Source organism: Paenibacillus sp. HGF5, assembly GCF_000204455.1.
In the GTDB taxonomy this organism is placed as follows: domain Bacteria; phylum Bacillota; class Bacilli; order Paenibacillales; family Paenibacillaceae; genus Paenibacillus_AQ; species Paenibacillus_AQ lautus_A.
Window position 1 is genome coordinate 21346 of sequence record NZ_AEXS01000180.1, and the last position, 16402, is coordinate 37747.

At 55.2% G+C, this 16402-nt stretch carries 13 protein-coding genes and 2 riboswitches; of the genes, 4 read left to right on the plus strand and 9 right to left on the minus strand.

Features of this window, described 5'->3' with window-relative positions; genetic code table 11:
• Window positions 1-176: 176 nt before the first annotated feature.
• From HMPREF9412_RS30905 to HMPREF9412_RS30925, 6 genes are all read right to left on the minus strand, one after another.
• Window positions 177-2498 (minus strand): histidine kinase, encoded by a 2322-nt coding sequence (locus tag HMPREF9412_RS30905; protein ID WP_009595894.1) that lies wholly within the window; start codon window positions 2496-2498, stop codon window positions 177-179.
• 2 nt (window positions 2499-2500) lie between these two features.
• Window positions 2501-3127, minus strand: a complete 627-nt coding sequence (gene kdpC, locus HMPREF9412_RS30910) for a potassium-transporting ATPase subunit KdpC (protein ID WP_009595870.1) — start codon at window positions 3125-3127, stop codon at window positions 2501-2503.
• 79 nt (window positions 3128-3206) lie between these two features.
• Window positions 3207-5240: a potassium-transporting ATPase subunit KdpB gene (gene kdpB, locus HMPREF9412_RS30915; protein ID WP_009595900.1), complete on the minus strand. Its 2034-nt coding sequence runs from the start codon at window positions 5238-5240 to the stop codon at window positions 3207-3209.
• 22 nt (window positions 5241-5262) lie between these two features.
• Window positions 5263-6942, minus strand: a complete 1680-nt coding sequence (gene kdpA / locus HMPREF9412_RS30920; RefSeq protein ID WP_009595906.1) for a potassium-transporting ATPase subunit KdpA — start codon at window positions 6940-6942, stop codon at window positions 5263-5265.
• Between the two features lie 30 nt (window positions 6943-6972).
• Window positions 6973-7047, minus strand: a complete 75-nt coding sequence (locus tag HMPREF9412_RS33755; RefSeq protein WP_009595876.1) for a potassium-transporting ATPase subunit F — start codon at window positions 7045-7047, stop codon at window positions 6973-6975.
• Between the two features lie 152 nt (window positions 7048-7199).
• The gene (locus HMPREF9412_RS30925; RefSeq protein WP_009595887.1) at window positions 7200-7610 is read right to left on the minus strand and encodes a hypothetical protein; all 411 of its coding nucleotides are present in this window, start codon (window positions 7608-7610) and stop codon (window positions 7200-7202) included.
• 130 nt (window positions 7611-7740) lie between these two features.
• A riboswitch (cyclic di-AMP (ydaO/yuaA leader) is annotated at window positions 7741-7909 on the minus strand.
• Window positions 7910-8455: 546 nt separating this feature from the next.
• Window positions 8456-8628: riboswitch (cyclic di-AMP (ydaO/yuaA leader) on the plus strand.
• Between the two features lie 136 nt (window positions 8629-8764).
• Between HMPREF9412_RS30925 and HMPREF9412_RS30930 the strand changes: the two genes are divergently transcribed.
• The gene (locus tag HMPREF9412_RS30930) at window positions 8765-9229 is read left to right on the plus strand and encodes a hypothetical protein (protein ID WP_009595895.1); all 465 of its coding nucleotides are present in this window, start codon (window positions 8765-8767) and stop codon (window positions 9227-9229) included.
• 9 nt (window positions 9230-9238) lie between these two features.
• Here HMPREF9412_RS30930 and HMPREF9412_RS30935 read toward each other — a convergent pair whose 3' ends face one another.
• On the minus strand, window positions 9239-10039 hold the full coding sequence (locus HMPREF9412_RS30935) for a TetR/AcrR family transcriptional regulator (protein ID WP_009595902.1): 801 nt from the start codon (window positions 10037-10039) through the stop codon (window positions 9239-9241).
• A 225-nt stretch (window positions 10040-10264) separates the two neighbouring features.
• On the opposite strand from HMPREF9412_RS30935, the gene HMPREF9412_RS30940 reads away from it, so the two are divergent.
• Both HMPREF9412_RS30940 and HMPREF9412_RS30945 read left to right on the plus strand, forming a co-directional pair.
• Entirely contained in the window at window positions 10265-11248 is a 984-nt protein-coding gene (locus tag HMPREF9412_RS30940; RefSeq protein ID WP_009595903.1) for a daunorubicin resistance protein DrrA family ABC transporter ATP-binding protein, read from the plus strand.
• Window positions 11245-12087 carry an ABC transporter permease gene (locus tag HMPREF9412_RS30945; RefSeq protein WP_009595877.1) on the plus strand — a complete coding sequence of 281 codons (843 nt, stop codon included), beginning with the start codon at window positions 11245-11247 and terminating at the stop codon, window positions 12085-12087. Before HMPREF9412_RS30940 ends, HMPREF9412_RS30945 begins: the two co-directional genes overlap by 4 nt.
• Window positions 12088-12207: 120 nt before the next feature.
• Here HMPREF9412_RS30945 and HMPREF9412_RS30950 read toward each other — a convergent pair whose 3' ends face one another.
• Window positions 12208-13128 (minus strand): proline dehydrogenase family protein, encoded by a 921-nt coding sequence (locus HMPREF9412_RS30950; RefSeq protein WP_009595896.1) that lies wholly within the window; start codon window positions 13126-13128, stop codon window positions 12208-12210.
• Window positions 13129-13325: 197 nt separating this feature from the next.
• On the opposite strand from HMPREF9412_RS30950, the gene pruA reads away from it, so the two are divergent.
• The gene (gene pruA / locus HMPREF9412_RS30955) at window positions 13326-14873 is read left to right on the plus strand and encodes an L-glutamate gamma-semialdehyde dehydrogenase (RefSeq protein ID WP_009595873.1); all 1548 of its coding nucleotides are present in this window, start codon (window positions 13326-13328) and stop codon (window positions 14871-14873) included.
• 66 nt (window positions 14874-14939) lie between these two features.
• Here the strand turns inward: pruA and HMPREF9412_RS30960 are convergent, their stop codons facing one another.
• Complete coding sequence (locus HMPREF9412_RS30960; protein WP_009595907.1) at window positions 14940-16373, minus strand: serine hydrolase domain-containing protein; 1434 nt, start codon at window positions 16371-16373, stop codon at window positions 14940-14942.
• Window positions 16374-16402: the final 29 nt, after the last annotated feature.

The window sequence follows — 16402 nt, forward strand, 5'->3', positions numbered from 1 at the left end:
GTCTGTGCGTTCTTGTTCTCTGGAATAAGCGTTCCCGATGTTTTTGTTCTCCGGATTGTTGCGTTATCCGCGTTTTCTGCGATTCCTGCGTTTACTGCTTTTCCTGCACTTTCAGCATTTCCAAGTCTCTGCGTCACCGGTCCTCTCAAAACATTCAGCTCCCGGCGCTTCAGCCGTCAAACGTGCGGATCGTAATCCGCAACCACGAGCACGTCCATATGCCTTGAGGATCGCAGCAGGCTCCTGATCCATTTCCGCCTGGAAAATAGCTTCCATCCGGCCATCTGCGGCTGGCCGATAATGATTTGGGTCGCCTTAACCTCGTCTGCTGCCGCGACCAATCGGCCAGGACAGGCGCATGCCGGCCCCCTTCTTACCGGCAGCATTGTGAAGGTGCCCCCAAGACGCTCCGTTAACGTCTGAAGCGTCGTCAGGCGCTGCTCGTCGTCATGAGACAAGCTGTGATGACCTTTCAGAGGGAATGCCACATACCAGGCCGCCTTCAGTCGATGGGCGATCCGGAAGCCGCGGCGAATGAGCCGCTCCGCTTGCGGCCCCCTGGCAACCACGACGTAGATAACCTCCTCGCGCCGCCACGGCCCCCGAAGCGAGCCGCTGCGCTGCCAGGACTCCAGCCTCTCGTCCACATCATCCGCAATTTCCCTTAAGGCAAGCTCTCTTAGGGCGATCAGGTTTCCCGTCTTGAAAAAATGGCTGAGCGCCTGATGAACCTTCTCCTTCGCATAAATGTTCCCGTCCTTCATCCGCTGCCGCAGCGACTCCGGCGTCACGTCGACGAGCTGAACCTCATCGGCCGATTGCAGGATATGATCCGGTATCGTCTCGCGGACTCGAACGCCTGTAATCTGCTCGACGGCATCATTCAAGCTCTCCAGATGCTGCACGTTCACGGTCGTGATGACGGAGATGCCGGCCGACAGAATATCCAGCACATCTTCATACCGTTTCTTGCGCTTGCTTCCGGGCACGTTCGTATGCGCCAGCTCATCCACGAGGACCACGTCCGGCCTCCGGCGAATGATCTCATCGGTATCCATCTCCTCAAGGCTCGATCCGCGGTAATCCACCCTTATTCGCGGGAGGGTCTCCAGATTGCCCACCTGGGACAGCGTATCCTTCCGGCCGTGCGTCTCCAGCAGACCGACGAGAACCGTCAACCCCTTCTTCAGCAGATCGTTGCCTTCCCGGAGCATCGCATAGGTCTTCCCTACGCCCGGGGCGGCGCCGATATATACCTTGAACCGTCCCCGCTTGACCTGCTCGATCTTCTGATCCAGCTCCTGTTCATTCAAGCGGTGAAACGATTCGGAAGAGAGCCGCTGCGGATGGAGCCGGGCCGGGATGATCCGCTCCCCGTCATGTTCCGCCCGATCCGCAACCGTAAAAATATCAATTCCGCGCGTTTTCTTGAGCAGATCCTGAATAATCGACCCCTGCCAAAGCTCTTGCACGCGCGTCTGCTTCGAATGGCCGAGCACAATGCGCGTAACGTGGTGCTCCAGCGCATACTGAACCAGCATGTCAGCGAGCTTCCTCCGGGAACGGAGGGGCAGCTCCTCCATTTTGGCGCCGATCCGCACCGCGAGCTTCATCATGGAGCGCTTGAAGGCGGCCTGTTCTTTGGTAAGCTCTACTCCCGGCTTCACAAACGTGACGGCCAACAGCTCGCCGTTTAATCGCTTCGCGATCTGCTGCCCGCGCCGCATATAGATGGACCCATTCCAATGGTATTGGGTCGACACCAGTATTCGCTCATCGGCTCCCGATGGGCCGATGAGCCCCTGTTCCTTGCGGTACCGCTCCAGCGAATGGCTGACGCCTTCGGCAACGAGGCGGAGCGTCAACTCCCGAAGTACGGCTAAATTGCCCTGTTTCCATATGCTCCCGCCTCCAATCAGGCCGCCTTGTGCCCGTTCCAGCATCGTTTCGGGCGTTACGTCAATAAGCATCACCTCGTCGGCGCTCTCCAGCGTATCAGCCGGTACCGTATGGCTGGCTTGAATGCCCGTCAGCTTGGAGGCAATGCCCTGCACGTCCTCCAGCTCATACACATTAACCGTCGTGATGACGCTGATTCCCCGGCTTAACAGGAATCGGATGTCACCCAGCCGTGTGGCATGCCGCGCTCCCTTCCGATTGCCATGGGCAAGCCCATCGACAAGCACCACCTCCGGGTTGCGCTGCATCAGCAGATCCAGATCAAGATCTTTCTTCTCCACGCTGTCCTCCATCCAATGAATGCTGGGCACCCGCTCCAGATCCCGGACCTGCTCCACCGTTTCCGGGCGCTGCATCGTGGATACCGCACATATGACGACATCGATGCCTTGCAGCCTCAAAGTCTGCCCTTCGCGAAGCATATGATAGGTTTTTCCCGATCCGCTCACGGCCCCGATATATACCTTGAGCCGTCCTTGATGGAGCTTGGAAATCGACCTTAAGAGCTCCTCCGGCGATTTTCTCCGAAAGGGATCCATGATCAGTTAAGAAGCTCTTGGAGACCCAGATTCAGCTTCAACACATTCACGCGAGGTTCACCGAATACGCCCAAATCCCGTCCCTCCGTATATTCCTTTACCAGCTGATCAAGCTCTGCTTCCGCAATTCCGGTCAGCTTGCTGATCCGCGGAATCTGAATGCTCGCAGCCTGCGGCGAAATGTGAGGATCCAATCCGGAGCCGGAATTCGTTACCAGATCGATCGGCACCTCACTCACCGGAACATCCGGGTTGTTCTTCGCCCATGCTTCAATCGAGGCCTTCGTTCGTTCAACTAAATCCGGATTGGAAGGGGCATAGTTATTGCTGCCTGAGCCGGCCCCGTTGTATTCAATGCTGGACACCCTGCCGTGAAAATATTGCGGCTCCGCAAAGTCCTGGCCGATCAATTCCGATCCGACCACCTTTCCGCCCCGATCCGTGACCAAACTGCCGCCGGCTTGCTTCGGCATGAGCAGCTGCGCCGCTCCCGTCGTGACCAGCGGATAAAGAATTCCGCATAACACGATAAATACAAGACTCGTTCTCAGGGCCATGCCCAGCGAGACACGGGCCGCGCCCACCCCGGCGCGAGGCGCCGGCGATGATTTCTGCAATGGCTTATTCATGGTTCATCGATCCCTTCTTCTATATCTTCCTTAAATAGCAGACCGGGATATCTCGATAGGCCAGCTGCGATGCTTCCGCCTAAATCCAGAGATGCACGATCATATCAATCAGCTTAATCCCGATGAACGGCACGATCACGCCGCCTAATCCGTAGACCAACACATTGCGCTGCAGCAGCTTCGACGAGCTCATCGGCTTATAGGCCACACCCTTCATCGCAAGCGGAATCAGCAGCGGAATGATGATGGCATTAAAGATCAGCGCCGACAGAATCGCCGACATGGGAGAACCCAGTCCCATGACGTTGAGAACGTTCATGCTTGGAATAGCAGCCGCGAACATCGCCGGAATGATCGCAAAATATTTGGCGACATCGTTCGCGACGCTGAAGGTGGTCAGCGCGCCGCGCGTCATCAGCAGCTGTTTGCCGATAGAGACCACCTCGATAATCTTCGACGGATCCGAATCCAGATCCACCATATTGGCCGCTTCCTTGGCTGCGGTGGTGCCGCTGTTCATCGCCAGCCCCACATCGGCCTGGGCCAGCGCCGGGGCATCGTTCGTCCCGTCCCCGGTCATCGCCACCAGCTTGCCTTCGGCTTGTTCTCGGCGGATGACGGCAATCTTATCCTCGGGCTTGCTCTCCGCGATGAAATCATCGACGCCCGCCTCACGGGCAATCGTCGCCGCGGTGAGCGGGTTGTCGCCCGTGCACATGATCGTCTTGATGCCCATCCGGCGCAGCTGGTCAAACCGTTCCTTCATGCCCGGCTTCACGGTATCCTTCAGGTAGATCAAACCGTAGATGCGGTTATCCACGGCGACAGCAAGCGGGGTTCCTCCCTCTGTGGCGATGGCGTCGCTATTTGGCGTCAAATCCGAAGGGAGGGGGCCTCCTTGCGACTGCACCCACGCCTTGACGGCATCCACCGCGCCCTTCCGGACTTTCCGGCCATCCCTCAGGTCCATGCCGCTCATCCGAGTTTCCGCCTTAAATTCGATGAATTCCGCCCCATCCGCCATGCTCTCATCCACTGCGAAACCTTCCTTCCTCAGCAGCTCCAACACCGACCGTCCTTCCGGCGTCTCATCCTGCAGCGAGCTCACCGCGGCCCACCGGGACACCGATGCCTGCGACTCGCCGCCGACGGGAATCAATCGGCTGGCCATCCGGTTACCAAACGTAATGGTACCCGTCTTATCCAGAATCATCGTGTTGATGTCACCGGCGGCCTCAACCGCTTTGCCGGACATCGCCAGCACGTTGAACTGCGTTACCCGGTCCATGCCGGCAATCCCGATCGCCGACAGCAGCCCCCCGATCGTGGTCGGGATCAGACATACCAGCAGCGAGATCAGCACCGGAACGGTCAACTCGATGCCAAGATACTTCGCGATCGGCGCCAGCGTCACAACCACGATCAGGAAGATCAGCGTTAAGACGATCAACAGCGTATTCAGCGCAATTTCGTTTGGCGTTTTCTGCCGGGAGGCCCCTTCGACCAACGAGATCATCCGGTCGATAAACGATTCCCCCGGATCGCTCGTAATCCGGATGCGGATCGTATCGCTGACAACCCGGGTGCCCCCCGTGACTGAGCTGAAATCTCCTCCGGCTTCTTTAATGACGGGGGCGGACTCCCCGGTAATCGCCGATTCGTCAACGGATGCAAGGCCCGCAATCACTTCCCCGTCCCCGGGAATCATCTCGCCCTGCGCGACAATCACGATATCCCCTTTGCGCAGATCCGTGGACGGCACGGATTGTCCCCCGCCGTTCTCCATCACTTTGCGGGCCGTCATTTCCTGCTTCGACTGCTTAAGGGAATCGGCCTGCGCCTTGCCGCGCCCTTCGGCAAGCGCCTCTGCGAAGTTAGCGAACAGCAGCGTAAACAGCAGGATGACGAATACGGTCAGGTTAAATCCGCTACTGCCCTCGGTACCGAAATAGGACGGAAATATCGTCATAAGCAGCACGACCAGAGTCCCGGCTTCCACGACAAACATGACCGGATTTCTCATCATCAGGACGGGATTCAGCTTCGTGAAGCTGTCCTTCAGCGCCTGACGGACCATCTCTTGGGACATCGCTCTTTTTCTCGTATTATTCATGGTAATAGGCCACCTTTTCTATTTAACGAATCGTCAGATGCTCGGCAATCGGTCCCAGCACCAGCACAGGCAGGAAGGTCAAGGCACCGATGATCAGGACCACCGCGATGAGAATGCCGGCAAAGAGCTTATTATCTGTCCGGAACGTCCCGAGCGTCTCGGGAACCCACTGCTTCCGCATTAGCGAGCCGCCCACCGCCAGCAGGGCGATCATCGAAATGTAGCGCCCGATCAGCATGACCAGTCCAGTGCTGATGTTCCAGAACGGCGTGTTATCCGCAAGGCCCTCAAACCCGGAGCCGTTATTGGCCGCGGATGACGTGTATTCGTAAAGCACCTGCGAGATGCCGTGAAAGCCCGAATGGGCAATGCCCGCCTGTCCCGCATCCGTCATGAGCGCGAGCGCCGTCGGAGCAAGGATAATCAATGGGTGTACCAGAATGACAACCGCAACCAGCTTCATTTCCCGGGCCTCGATTTTTCTGCCGAGAAATTCGGGGGTACGGCCAACCATAAGACCGGCCAGGAACACCGCCAGGATCGCGTACATGAGCATATTCATCAGCCCGACGCCTTTTCCGCCAAAAACGGAATTCAGCATCATCAGGGACAGCGGCGTAATCCCGCCGAGCGGCGTGAGGGTATCATGCATGTTGTTGACCGACCCGGTCGTGGCTGCGGTTGTCACCGTCGTAAACAGGGAGGATTGGGCGATCCCGAACCGGACCTCTTTGCCCTCCATGCTGCCTTGCGAGGCGTCGATGCCCAGCTGGTTTAATGCCGGGTTGCCGTTGGTTTCGGCAGCGTAGTTCAGGGACAGGAAGCCGATAAACAAGGTCATCATTACCGAGAAAATAATCCAGCCCTGCTTGCGGCTCTTCGCGAACAAACCAAATGTGTAAGGAAGCGCCGCCCCGAGGCACCACATGGATAGAATCTCGATCACATTGGTCAGCGGGGACGGGTTCTCGAAAGGATGCGACGAGTTGGCCCCCATAAACCCGCCCCCATTGGTGCCAAGATGCTTGATCGATTCGAGCGCGGCCACCGGACCCACCGCTATTTGCTGCTCGCTACCTTCCAGCGTCGTGACGCTGAGCGTAGGCTTCAGTGTCTGCGGCACCTGCAGCGCCACCAGCGCCATCGCAATGATGAAGGCAGCCGGAATGAATACCCGGGTATGCGCCTTAACGAAGTCCTCAAAAAAGTTGCCGACGGTCATACCCTTGCTGGTCACCGCCCGGATAAAAGCAATCGCCACGCACAGCCCGGTCGCCGCGGACGTGAACATCATCATCGTAATGACGGCCATCTGGGCCAGATAAGACAATCCCGACTCGCCGCTGTAATGCTGAAGATTCGTATTGGTCATGAAGCTGATAATGGTGTTGAACGACAAGGTCGGTTCCATATGGCCGATGCCGTTCGGGTTCAGCGGCAGCACCTTCTGCAGCCGCAGAATCAAGTAGCCCGCCGCAACCAGCACGATATTCGTCAACACAAAGCTGACGGCATATCCTTTCCATGTCATCCCCTTGCGTTCTTTTAAGCCGATCAGAGCAAAGATCGGTTTCTCCGCCCAGGAGAACCATCTGTCCGTTCCATTGCTTTCATTGCGAAACACCTGATATAGATAAGTTCCCAGCGGCTTGACCAGCAGCACCAGAACGAGTATAACGATGGCAATTTGTAAAATGCCCATGACGAATGCCTTCCTCCTTCAGCCGATTCCCTAGAATTTTTCAGGGTGAATCAGCGCATAAATCAAATAGAGAAAAATAAAAATCGTGAATATCAACATGATCATCACGGCTGATCAGCCTCCGGTTCCGAAACCACGCGCCCGCACCAGGACATAAACAGCATGAGCAGTCCGTAGGTTCCTCCCAAAATGAGTGCCATAACTAAATCCTGCATGAATGTAACCTCCCCTAACTCTTGTGGCGTCAGTCCAAACGCTTAGCTCATAACGGCTGCCATCAGAAAGGACACCTGATGATGATTCGTATGAAGCACCACATCGGCACCCAGCCCTTTGTATATCAAGCGCGGATTGCCGGAATGGGTGATCACGTAAATCGACTCCGCGGTCCATGTCCGGCAGATCCGTAAATAGCGGCAGCACAGATTCAAGCTGCTTTCGAACAGAAACACCTTGCTGACGGGAAACTCGGGAATGATCCAGGTCTGCTCGTCTCTTGTATCAATCAAAATGATGGGTTTGCAGCCCAGTTCTCGCAGCCTCAGCTGCTCAGCCCGGTTGTTGGCTATGGCCGCAAACGGAACACGTTTGTGCATCAGCTGGCGGACGAATTCCTCCCCGGCCTTGTTCGGCGCGGATACCAGGATGTATTCCTGTGGTTTCTCCATCTTCGTTTCTCCTCCTAAGGTCAGAAAGAGAAGGCAACAACAAAGAAGCCTGCGGAAAGAGAAGAACTCTTCCCGCAGGCTTCTTAACAGGACACGGTGAAATACACCGTAGCCCAAGTCCACGACAATCGTTGCCTCTCTCGATACGCTTACGAGGTTAGCTGACGGATTCGGGCGTGAGAGTCGCCCTACCCATAGACCGTTATCTTGTCTATAGGATTCACCCCAGAGAGATCAGATTTATCTCCCGACTGGTTCCCCCGTTCCTTTTCCATTCAAGGACTCAGCGAAAATTTGAATACGAGTAGCAGTAATTTTATTGCGATTTGACTTGTCGTCCGACTGGGCATAACAGCAGCGACAGGAGGTTTACGCGGTGAGAGTCGCCTCTACCTTCAAATCTCAGCAAGGCCCATGGTACCTTCTCCTAAGATTCGATCCATAATGAACCCGGCGCAGCTCTCACACTGCCTTTAGATCTTTATGGAACGACTGTCCGTATGCCTTGGTCGTTGATGACCGTCAACTCATAGTTCGTATCATACGACCGGCCCTGCAGGATGTAAATGTGAGCAAAAACACATCTGGCGTTATGTCGAACAGGAACCAAGCAGTATTTCGTATTTATCTTCCGAATACTTCTCTATACTATGTATTTCTCTTGTTTTCTCGTATTTATCGCAATCCAACGAGATACCGAGATTTTGCCACGATAATAGATGACAGGATGGATTGTACGCGTTTTCTTTTGCTGTTTTCATCTATTTTCAGAGTGTACGCGTCACAAACGGTCATTTACTTTTGCGTTCGTCCGGCGTATGATTCAGTGCATCTATTTAAGAAACACATGTTATTCGCTGAGCTCCCGACAGACCGGGAGACGGGGGAACCAAAATCGCCAATTTTCGATTGGTGAATGGGGTGAATCCGCTGCGCCAAGGATCGAAAGGGCCCAGTGGTAGGGTGCTCTCAGCCCGAATCCGTCAGCTAACCTCGTAGGCGCGTTTTGAGAGAGAATACCGTCCAAGCTTTGGCATAGCGGCCGCCGGAATTGGGCCTCTAACCATAAATAGGCCTGGAGAGCGGGGTATCTCTGCTCACCAGGCCTATTTGCCGTGCATATAACATGTTTATAAAGGAGCGTAGATCATATCATGACGAAACTCATCGAGGCAGCACTTACACCCGTCATCGAAACCGCAGTGCCTGCATTAGGTGAAGAGACTATCCGCCATATGGAGATATTTCGTTTCGACCGGGGTTCGGCCGAACGTTTTATCCCCTGGAGCGATCACAGCAGGAACTGCGGCTTGTTCAAAGTCAGCTGCAACGACGCGGCAGGATATGTCGAATATGCCCTGCCAGGCACGAGAGAATTTTCGGACCTGGTCCGCTGGGCATCCGTCTTCTCAAGGCTGAGAGGCATGCCCGTGACTGAGGCCATTCGTTATGCCCGAAAGCAGCAGCAATGGGGATCCGCACGGATGCAACTTGCTGTATCGGCCCTCGCCGATCTGGAGATCAACCTGCATCGGCACATCACCCGGGAGCGGTTAGGCAGACTGCCGCTGGAGCGCTCCTTCCTGATGGACTGCTCGGAGGCGTATTATCATTTCTAGGGACAGCAGCTACAGAGAGCTACTGTCCCCGTTTCCCTTGGATTGGGCAGTTTTCCCGTTCTCAATTAATACTCCGGTTCCTTCGATGATCCGCTCCAACCCAAAAGCATAAGCATGCTCCGGATTGTATGCATTCTGGTGTGCCTGACCGGCAGCTTCTCCAACGCGGGATGCAACCGGAAACCTCTCCCACTCCACAATTCTTGCCAGAGCCGGCGAATAGCTAAGCCACCATTCATCGTCGTCCATTCCCGTGTTGATTTGCGTAGAGACCATGCTGTTTCTCAATCTGGCGCAGCTCTCCACATGCATAAGTATGAGTGATAAGGTAGAGTCCATCTCGATATCGGTCAAGCCGATACCCTCCATAGCACGTAGCTCCAGCTCGTACTTCAGAATCAAGTTAGGGCCTAGAACCGGTCTCCTGCCGGTTAAATCCACGATCCACGGGTGTCTCATGCAAAGATCCCAATTCGTCTTCGCGATAAAACGGACCGCTTCGCGCCAATCTCCCTTACAGTCCGATAAAATATTCTCTGAGGCGTATAGGTCAGCGTTCGCCGTATCCAGCATCAACTCCAGCAGCTCGGATTTCCCGGGAACATAGGTATACAAGGACATAGCCCCTACGCCTAGCCGCTCTGCCACTTTGCGCATCGACAACTGCTCGATGCCGTCAACATCCGCGATTTCCATCCCTGCCAACACGATTTTCCGAATCGTCAGCCCCGTGCGTCCCGGAACCGACTGAGGGCCCCACAGAAGATTCAAGCCTCGAGCAGGATCATTTCCTCGTTTGTTAACGCTCATATCCGCATTGACTCCTATCCGAAATTAATATATCGACATTTTAACATACACCGCCTTACGTAATGAAACATCCCGAATTTATACATGGGCTTCCAAATCAAGGATTGACAAAGCGCACACACAAATCGTACACTGTACGGTATGATGTACGAGATGGTGTTGGCATGCCAATGATATCTCATCTCTGCCACTCTCACTCGAGTTTCATTGAAGGAGGACTAAGCCATGGTATCAGGTGAGCTTGCGATAGCAGCCCATCATTTAACCAAGCATTACGGAGGCTTGAAGGAAGGACCCGGACTGAACGGACTCACCCTAGGAGTTCCGAAGGGAACGATTTACGGACTACTCGGCCCTAACGGGGCCGGTAAAACGACAGCCGTCAAAGTCTTCACGACGCTGCTCCAGCCCGACAGCGGGAGTGCGGCCGTTGCCGGATTTGATGTAAAAACCCAGGGTCACAGGGTACGTGAAAAGATCGGCTTGGTTGGTCAGTATGCCGCCATCGATGAACTTCTTACGGGAAGGAGGAATCTAGAAATGTTCGGACGTTTAAGCCGATTAACCTCAAGGCAAGCTCGATCGCGCGCAGAAGAATTGTTGAACCAATTTGAGCTTACCGATGCCGGAAATATGCAGGTCGCTAAATACTCCGGCGGCATGCGGCGGCGCCTTGATCTGGCTGCAAGCTTAATCGTGTCGCCGGAGGTTCTTTTTGTCGACGAGCCGACGACTGGCCTCGATCCCCTAGCCAGGCAGGAGGTATGGAAATCCATTCGATCTTTGAGAGATGCGGGGTCCACCGTGCTGCTGACAACCCAATATCTAGAGGAGGCCGATCAACTCGCCGACAGCATATCCATACTTAAATCCGGACGCATCATCGCCGAGGGAACGTCGGATGAACTGAAATCCTCCTTCGGCGGGGATCGGCTGGAAGTCGTCCTATACAATAGCCATGACTTCAACAACGCCATCCCCATGCTCCAGCAGATAGCCGGGCCGTCCATTATGATTGACGAAACCGGGAACCGGTTAAGCGTGCCGGTGACGGACCGCACAGGATCGCTGGTTAGAGCTGCTGCCGCCTTTTCCGATGCCGGAATTGAACCTAAAGATATTGTCCTGCGGAGGCCGACGCTCGATGAAGTATTCATCCACTTTACGGGCAGGCCAGAAGTCTTGCAGACACAGGAGGTGGCAGAATGATTCCCAATCCACAAGATATCGAACCTGCTGCAGTCTCCCACTCACTTGGAACGAGATTCCGTTATACGATCAGTGATGTATGGGTCCTTGCTCAACGCGAACTCTTGCACTGGCGGGGACAACCAGGCGTTATCATCATCAACTGGTTATTTCCCGTTTTGATGGTTCTCATGTTCGGTCTGCTCTTCGGTGGAGCGATCGTCGTCCCTGATGGGGGAGCATATTTTGAATTCCTGATGCCCGGCATGTATGCCATGACGATGCTCTTCGGGGTAGAAAGCACCGTAATGGCGGTCACCTCAGATGCTTCAAAAGGGGTAACAGACCGTTTTCGTTCGATGCCCATGAACGCTTCCGCCGTTGTAATCGGACGTTGTGCTGCTGATATGCTGAACTCTGTTATCGGGCTGGCGGTGCTCATCGCATCCGGTCTCCTGCTGGGCTGGCGTTGGCATGACGGCTTGGGCAATGCCTTATTAGCGGTATTGCTACTACTGCTTCTCCGGTTTGCGTTGCTTTGGGTCGGCATTTACATTGGCCTGATAGCCAAAAGCCCTCACATCGTATCCGCCGTACAATTGTTGGTCTGGCCAGTGGGATTTCTGTCGAACGTCTTCGTTGATCCTTCTACGATGCCGGCTTGGCTAGGGGCAATCGCCGAGTGGAATCCGTTATCGGCAACGTCTTCATCAGCCAGGGAACTGTTCTTAAATCCGGGTTGGCAAGGAAACTCGTGGATGTCAGAGCATTCGGTCATGCTGTCGATCGTATGGCCTATCGCGCTAATTGCGATATTCCTTCCAATGTCGGTTCGACGTTATCGACAGCTCAGCCGTTAATACACGAATGGCAGACTTCAAGGCAGTCTGATGCTGTTTTTTTGAAACCATAAAGAACCCCGTCAAAAAGCCACTTATTTCATCAGGCGGTTTTGACGGGGTTCTTTAATCGGATCGCGCTCACTTGAACATATTCTTAAGCACCATCATCAGGTTGGCCGGCTTCTCCGCCAGCCGCCGGGTGAAATACGGATACCACATCGTTCCGTAGGGCATATAACACCGGATACGGTAGCCGTCCTGCGCAAGCGCTGCTTGATCGTTCATCCGCAGTCCGTACAGCATCTGAAATTCATAGTCCTGTTTGTCGATGCGACTCTGTTCGGCAAATACCTTCACCCAGTCGATGATGTTGTCATCATGCGAGGCAATCGCGACGTAGGAACCTTGGTCGAAATGCATTTTAATCAATTTCTTGTAGTTGTCAATGACCTCCCGCTTCTGCTGAAAGGCGATGGTCCCCGGTTCTTTGTACGCCCCCTTCACCAGCCGCAGATTAACGCCGGCCCTGAGCAGGTTCTTCACGTCCTCCTCCGTACGGAACAAGTAGGCCTGCATCACGGTCCCCACATTCGTCAGCCCCTCCTTATGGAGGCGGAGCGTCATATCGATGGTCGCCTGGGTATACGGCGAATCCTCCATGTCCAGGCGAACGAAGTTCCGGTACTCTTTTGCCTTTCTTACCACTAACCTGATGTTTTCGTAAGCCTTCTCGGGGTCCAGGGCCATGCCCATCTGTGTCGGTTTCAAGGATACGTTCGATTGCACTTCGCGCTTCGCAATCCCTTCCACCAGCTTCAAATATTCCTCTCGGTACCCGGCCGCTTCGTCCAGCGTCGTAATGCCCTCCCCCAAATGATCCAGCGTAACGAGAATGCCCTTCGCGTTCAGCCTCTCGATTTCGTCCAGCGCCTCATCCAAGGTATCGCCGGCAATGAATCGGCCAGCCAATTTCCGGCCGTACTTGATCGACAGCCATTTCACGAGTTTATTGCCGGACACCGTCAGGATCACTTTACGGTACAGCTCGGTTCCGTCCATGCGCGCGCCCCCTTTGCAAGGTAAACCAAAATGCACTCTATCTAACTCATATGCAAAAATCATGACGGCATGCAGGAAGACATACATATTTAAATAGAGGTTTTCACCAGGAGATGCTAACCATGCCACCATGACGATCCGCAGCTGGACCATCGGCCTGAAGCTTCGATTCATATCATGTTAAGGAGGGGCCTCCCATGCGAGCACCTTTTCGGAACGAACCATTTATGGACTTCAACAACGAGTGGAACAACAGGTTATACGATGCGGCGTTATCCGGGGTCGAAGCCGAGCTTGGCCAATCGTACCCCTTGGTTATCGGCGGTGCCAAAATCCATACGGAACGTACCGCAAAATCGGTCAATCCGTCGCGCAAACGCCAGGTTATCGGCGTGGTGTCCCAAGCGGATACCGAGCTTGCCGAGCAAGCCATTCAGACGGCGGCGCGTACCTTCGAGACGTGGAAGCACACCGAGCCGAATGAGCGGGCACGCTACCTGTTCAAGGCCGCGGCGATCATGCGGCGGCGCAAGCTCGAGTTCTCCGCGCTGATGACCCTCGAAGCCGGCAAGACGCGTGCCGAAGCGGACGCGGATACGGCCGAAGCGATTGATTTCATGGAGTTCTATGCCCGCGAAATGCAGCGCCTGAGCGCGCCCCAGCCGCTGACGGTCCACGAGGAGGAAGAGAATCATCTCGATTACATCCCGCTTGGCGTCGGCATCGTCATTCCGCCGTGGAACTTCCCGCTCGCGATTATGGCCGGCATGACCACGGCGGCCATCGTCTCCGGCAACACCGTTGTGCTGAAGCCGGCGAGCACCACCCCGGTCATAGCCGCCAAATTCGTGCAGCTTCTGGAAGAAGTCAGCCTGCCTCCGGGTGTCGTTAACTTCCTGCCTGGTCCGGGTCAGGAAGTGGGCGATTATTTGGTGGATCACCCTTTGACCAGGTTTGTCAGCTTTACGGGATCCCGCGACGTTGGACTGCGAATTCAAGAGCGTGCGGCCAAAACGCAGCCGGGGCAGCGATGGATCAAGCGCGTCATCGCCGAAATGGGCGGGAAAGACGCCATCATCGTGGACAACGAAGCCGATTTGGACCTTGCTGCGGATGCGATTACCGCTTCGGCCTTCGGCTTCTCCGGCCAGAAATGCTCCGCCTGCTCCAGAGCCATCGTGCATGAGGACGTCTATGATACCGTGCTGCAGAAGGTCATCGAGCGCTCCAAGAAGCTGGTGATCGGAAGCCCCTCCCATGCCGAGGCTCAGGTGGGACCCGTCATCGACGATAAGGCGTACCGTAAAATTCTCGACTATATCGAAATCGGTAAAAGCGAGGGCAAGCTGGTACTCGGCGGATTTCCGGGCGATCCGGAGGGGTATTTCATTCAGCCTACGATTTTTGCGGACGTGGACAGCACTGCCCGTATTTCCCAGGAGGAAATCTTCGGCCCAGTGGTGGCCTTCACGAAGGCAGCCTCCTTCGACGAAGCGATTCAATTCGCCAATAATACCGATTATGGGCTGACCGGCGCGGTGATCTCGAACAACCGCGCGCATCTGGAGCAGGCACGGCGCGATTTCCATGTCGGCAACCTGTATTTGAACCGGAAATGCACCGGCGCCTTGGTGGGCACCCACCCGTTCGGCGGCTTCAATATGTCCGGCACGGATTCCAAAGCCGGCGGCCGCGACTACCTGCTCTTGTTCACGCAGCCGAAGGTGGTGTCGGAACGGTTCTGAATACGGCATGCCAAAAAAACCTCTCCATGATCATGGAGAGGTTTTTGATACCTTGTTTTATCAGCATTATGCCCTGGCTTTGCCCTTAATCTCCCGGACTACCTTGCCTTCAAACGATTGGTTCATCCAGTAGGCAAGATGAATGCCTTCCTCGCTGAAGGTGCATTCCGTCGTTAAGTAGAACGGCGTCTCGGTCAGCCTGACGATCAGCTGCAGCGTCCGGTCATCCTTCCAGGTCATGGAGGCAGCATACTCGTTATCCGCCATCATGATCAGCTTCGTGGTTCCCGACTTCCACTCGCTCCGGCCAAGGGCAATCGAGTTGACGCCATGTTCCCCCGTAAGCTCCATCACCCCGCCATCCTCTTCAAACCGGATGGAGAACGAATGAAGCTTCTCCTCGTTCTCTTCGAGATCATAGACGATCCCGGATACGTCCTTCTCAATCGGAGATAACGCCTCCTCGCTTGGCGGATCCAGCTTAAGCGCTTGCAGCGTTCCGCCAAGGGAGGCTTCCGCATCGGCATCGGCCGGCAGCGGATCTGCTCCCATCGCCGGCAGCAGATGCTCCCATACCTCATTCAGCACGGCCTGCATATCTCCAAGGCCGGAAGTAATCGCCAGGACTGCATCCTGCTCCGGGAACACGATGCAGAATTGTCCGAACGCGCCGTCGCCGCGGTATGCTCCATGGCGGCACATCCAGAATTGATAGCCGTATCCTTCGGTCCAGTCCGAAGTGGAATCCGCAGGTCCGTTGGATATCTGCTTGGAGGTCGCTTCTTCAATCCAAGCCTCCGGAATCAAGCGCTGGCCATCCCATTCTCCCTTCTGAAGATAGAGCTGGCCAAACTTGGCGATGTCCTCGGTCTTCAGCTTAAGACCCCAGCCGCCGGTGTTGATTCCCTGCGGGCAGCTTTCCCATGCAGCCCCCTGAATGCCGAGCGGTTCGAACAGACGGGGCTGCAAATAATCCAGCAGCGTAATGCCGGTGACCTTCTGCAGAATGGCCGAGAGCATGTACGTCGCTGCGCTGTTATATACAAAGTGGGTTCCAGGTTCATGCTCGACTGCTTGCTTGAAGAAATCATCCACCCAAGTATCGGACTGGATGGGAGGCTCCTGGGCATGTCCCGTTCCCATAATCAGCAAATCGCGTATCGTCATCGCGGACAGATTCGGGGACGGATCCTTCGGCGTATTTTCGGGGAAAAAGCCGATCACCCGATCCTCCAGCGTAATCCGGCCCTCCTGGACCAGGAGTCCAATCGCGGTGGAGGTAAAGCTCTTGCTTAGCGAGAACAGCATATGCGGTTTGTCCGCGTCGTACGGCTTCCACCAGCCCTCCGCGACGGAATGCCCGTGCCGAACCAGCATGAAGCTGTGGAGCTCAAGCTCCTTCTCCTGAATCGAGCCGATAAAACGTTTGATGGACTGAGATGAGATTCCTTGGTTTTCGGGGGTACTTCTTGGCAATAATCGAACCGTGTTCGTGTTCATCCTATTCCGCCTCTCCCTGTATAACAAGA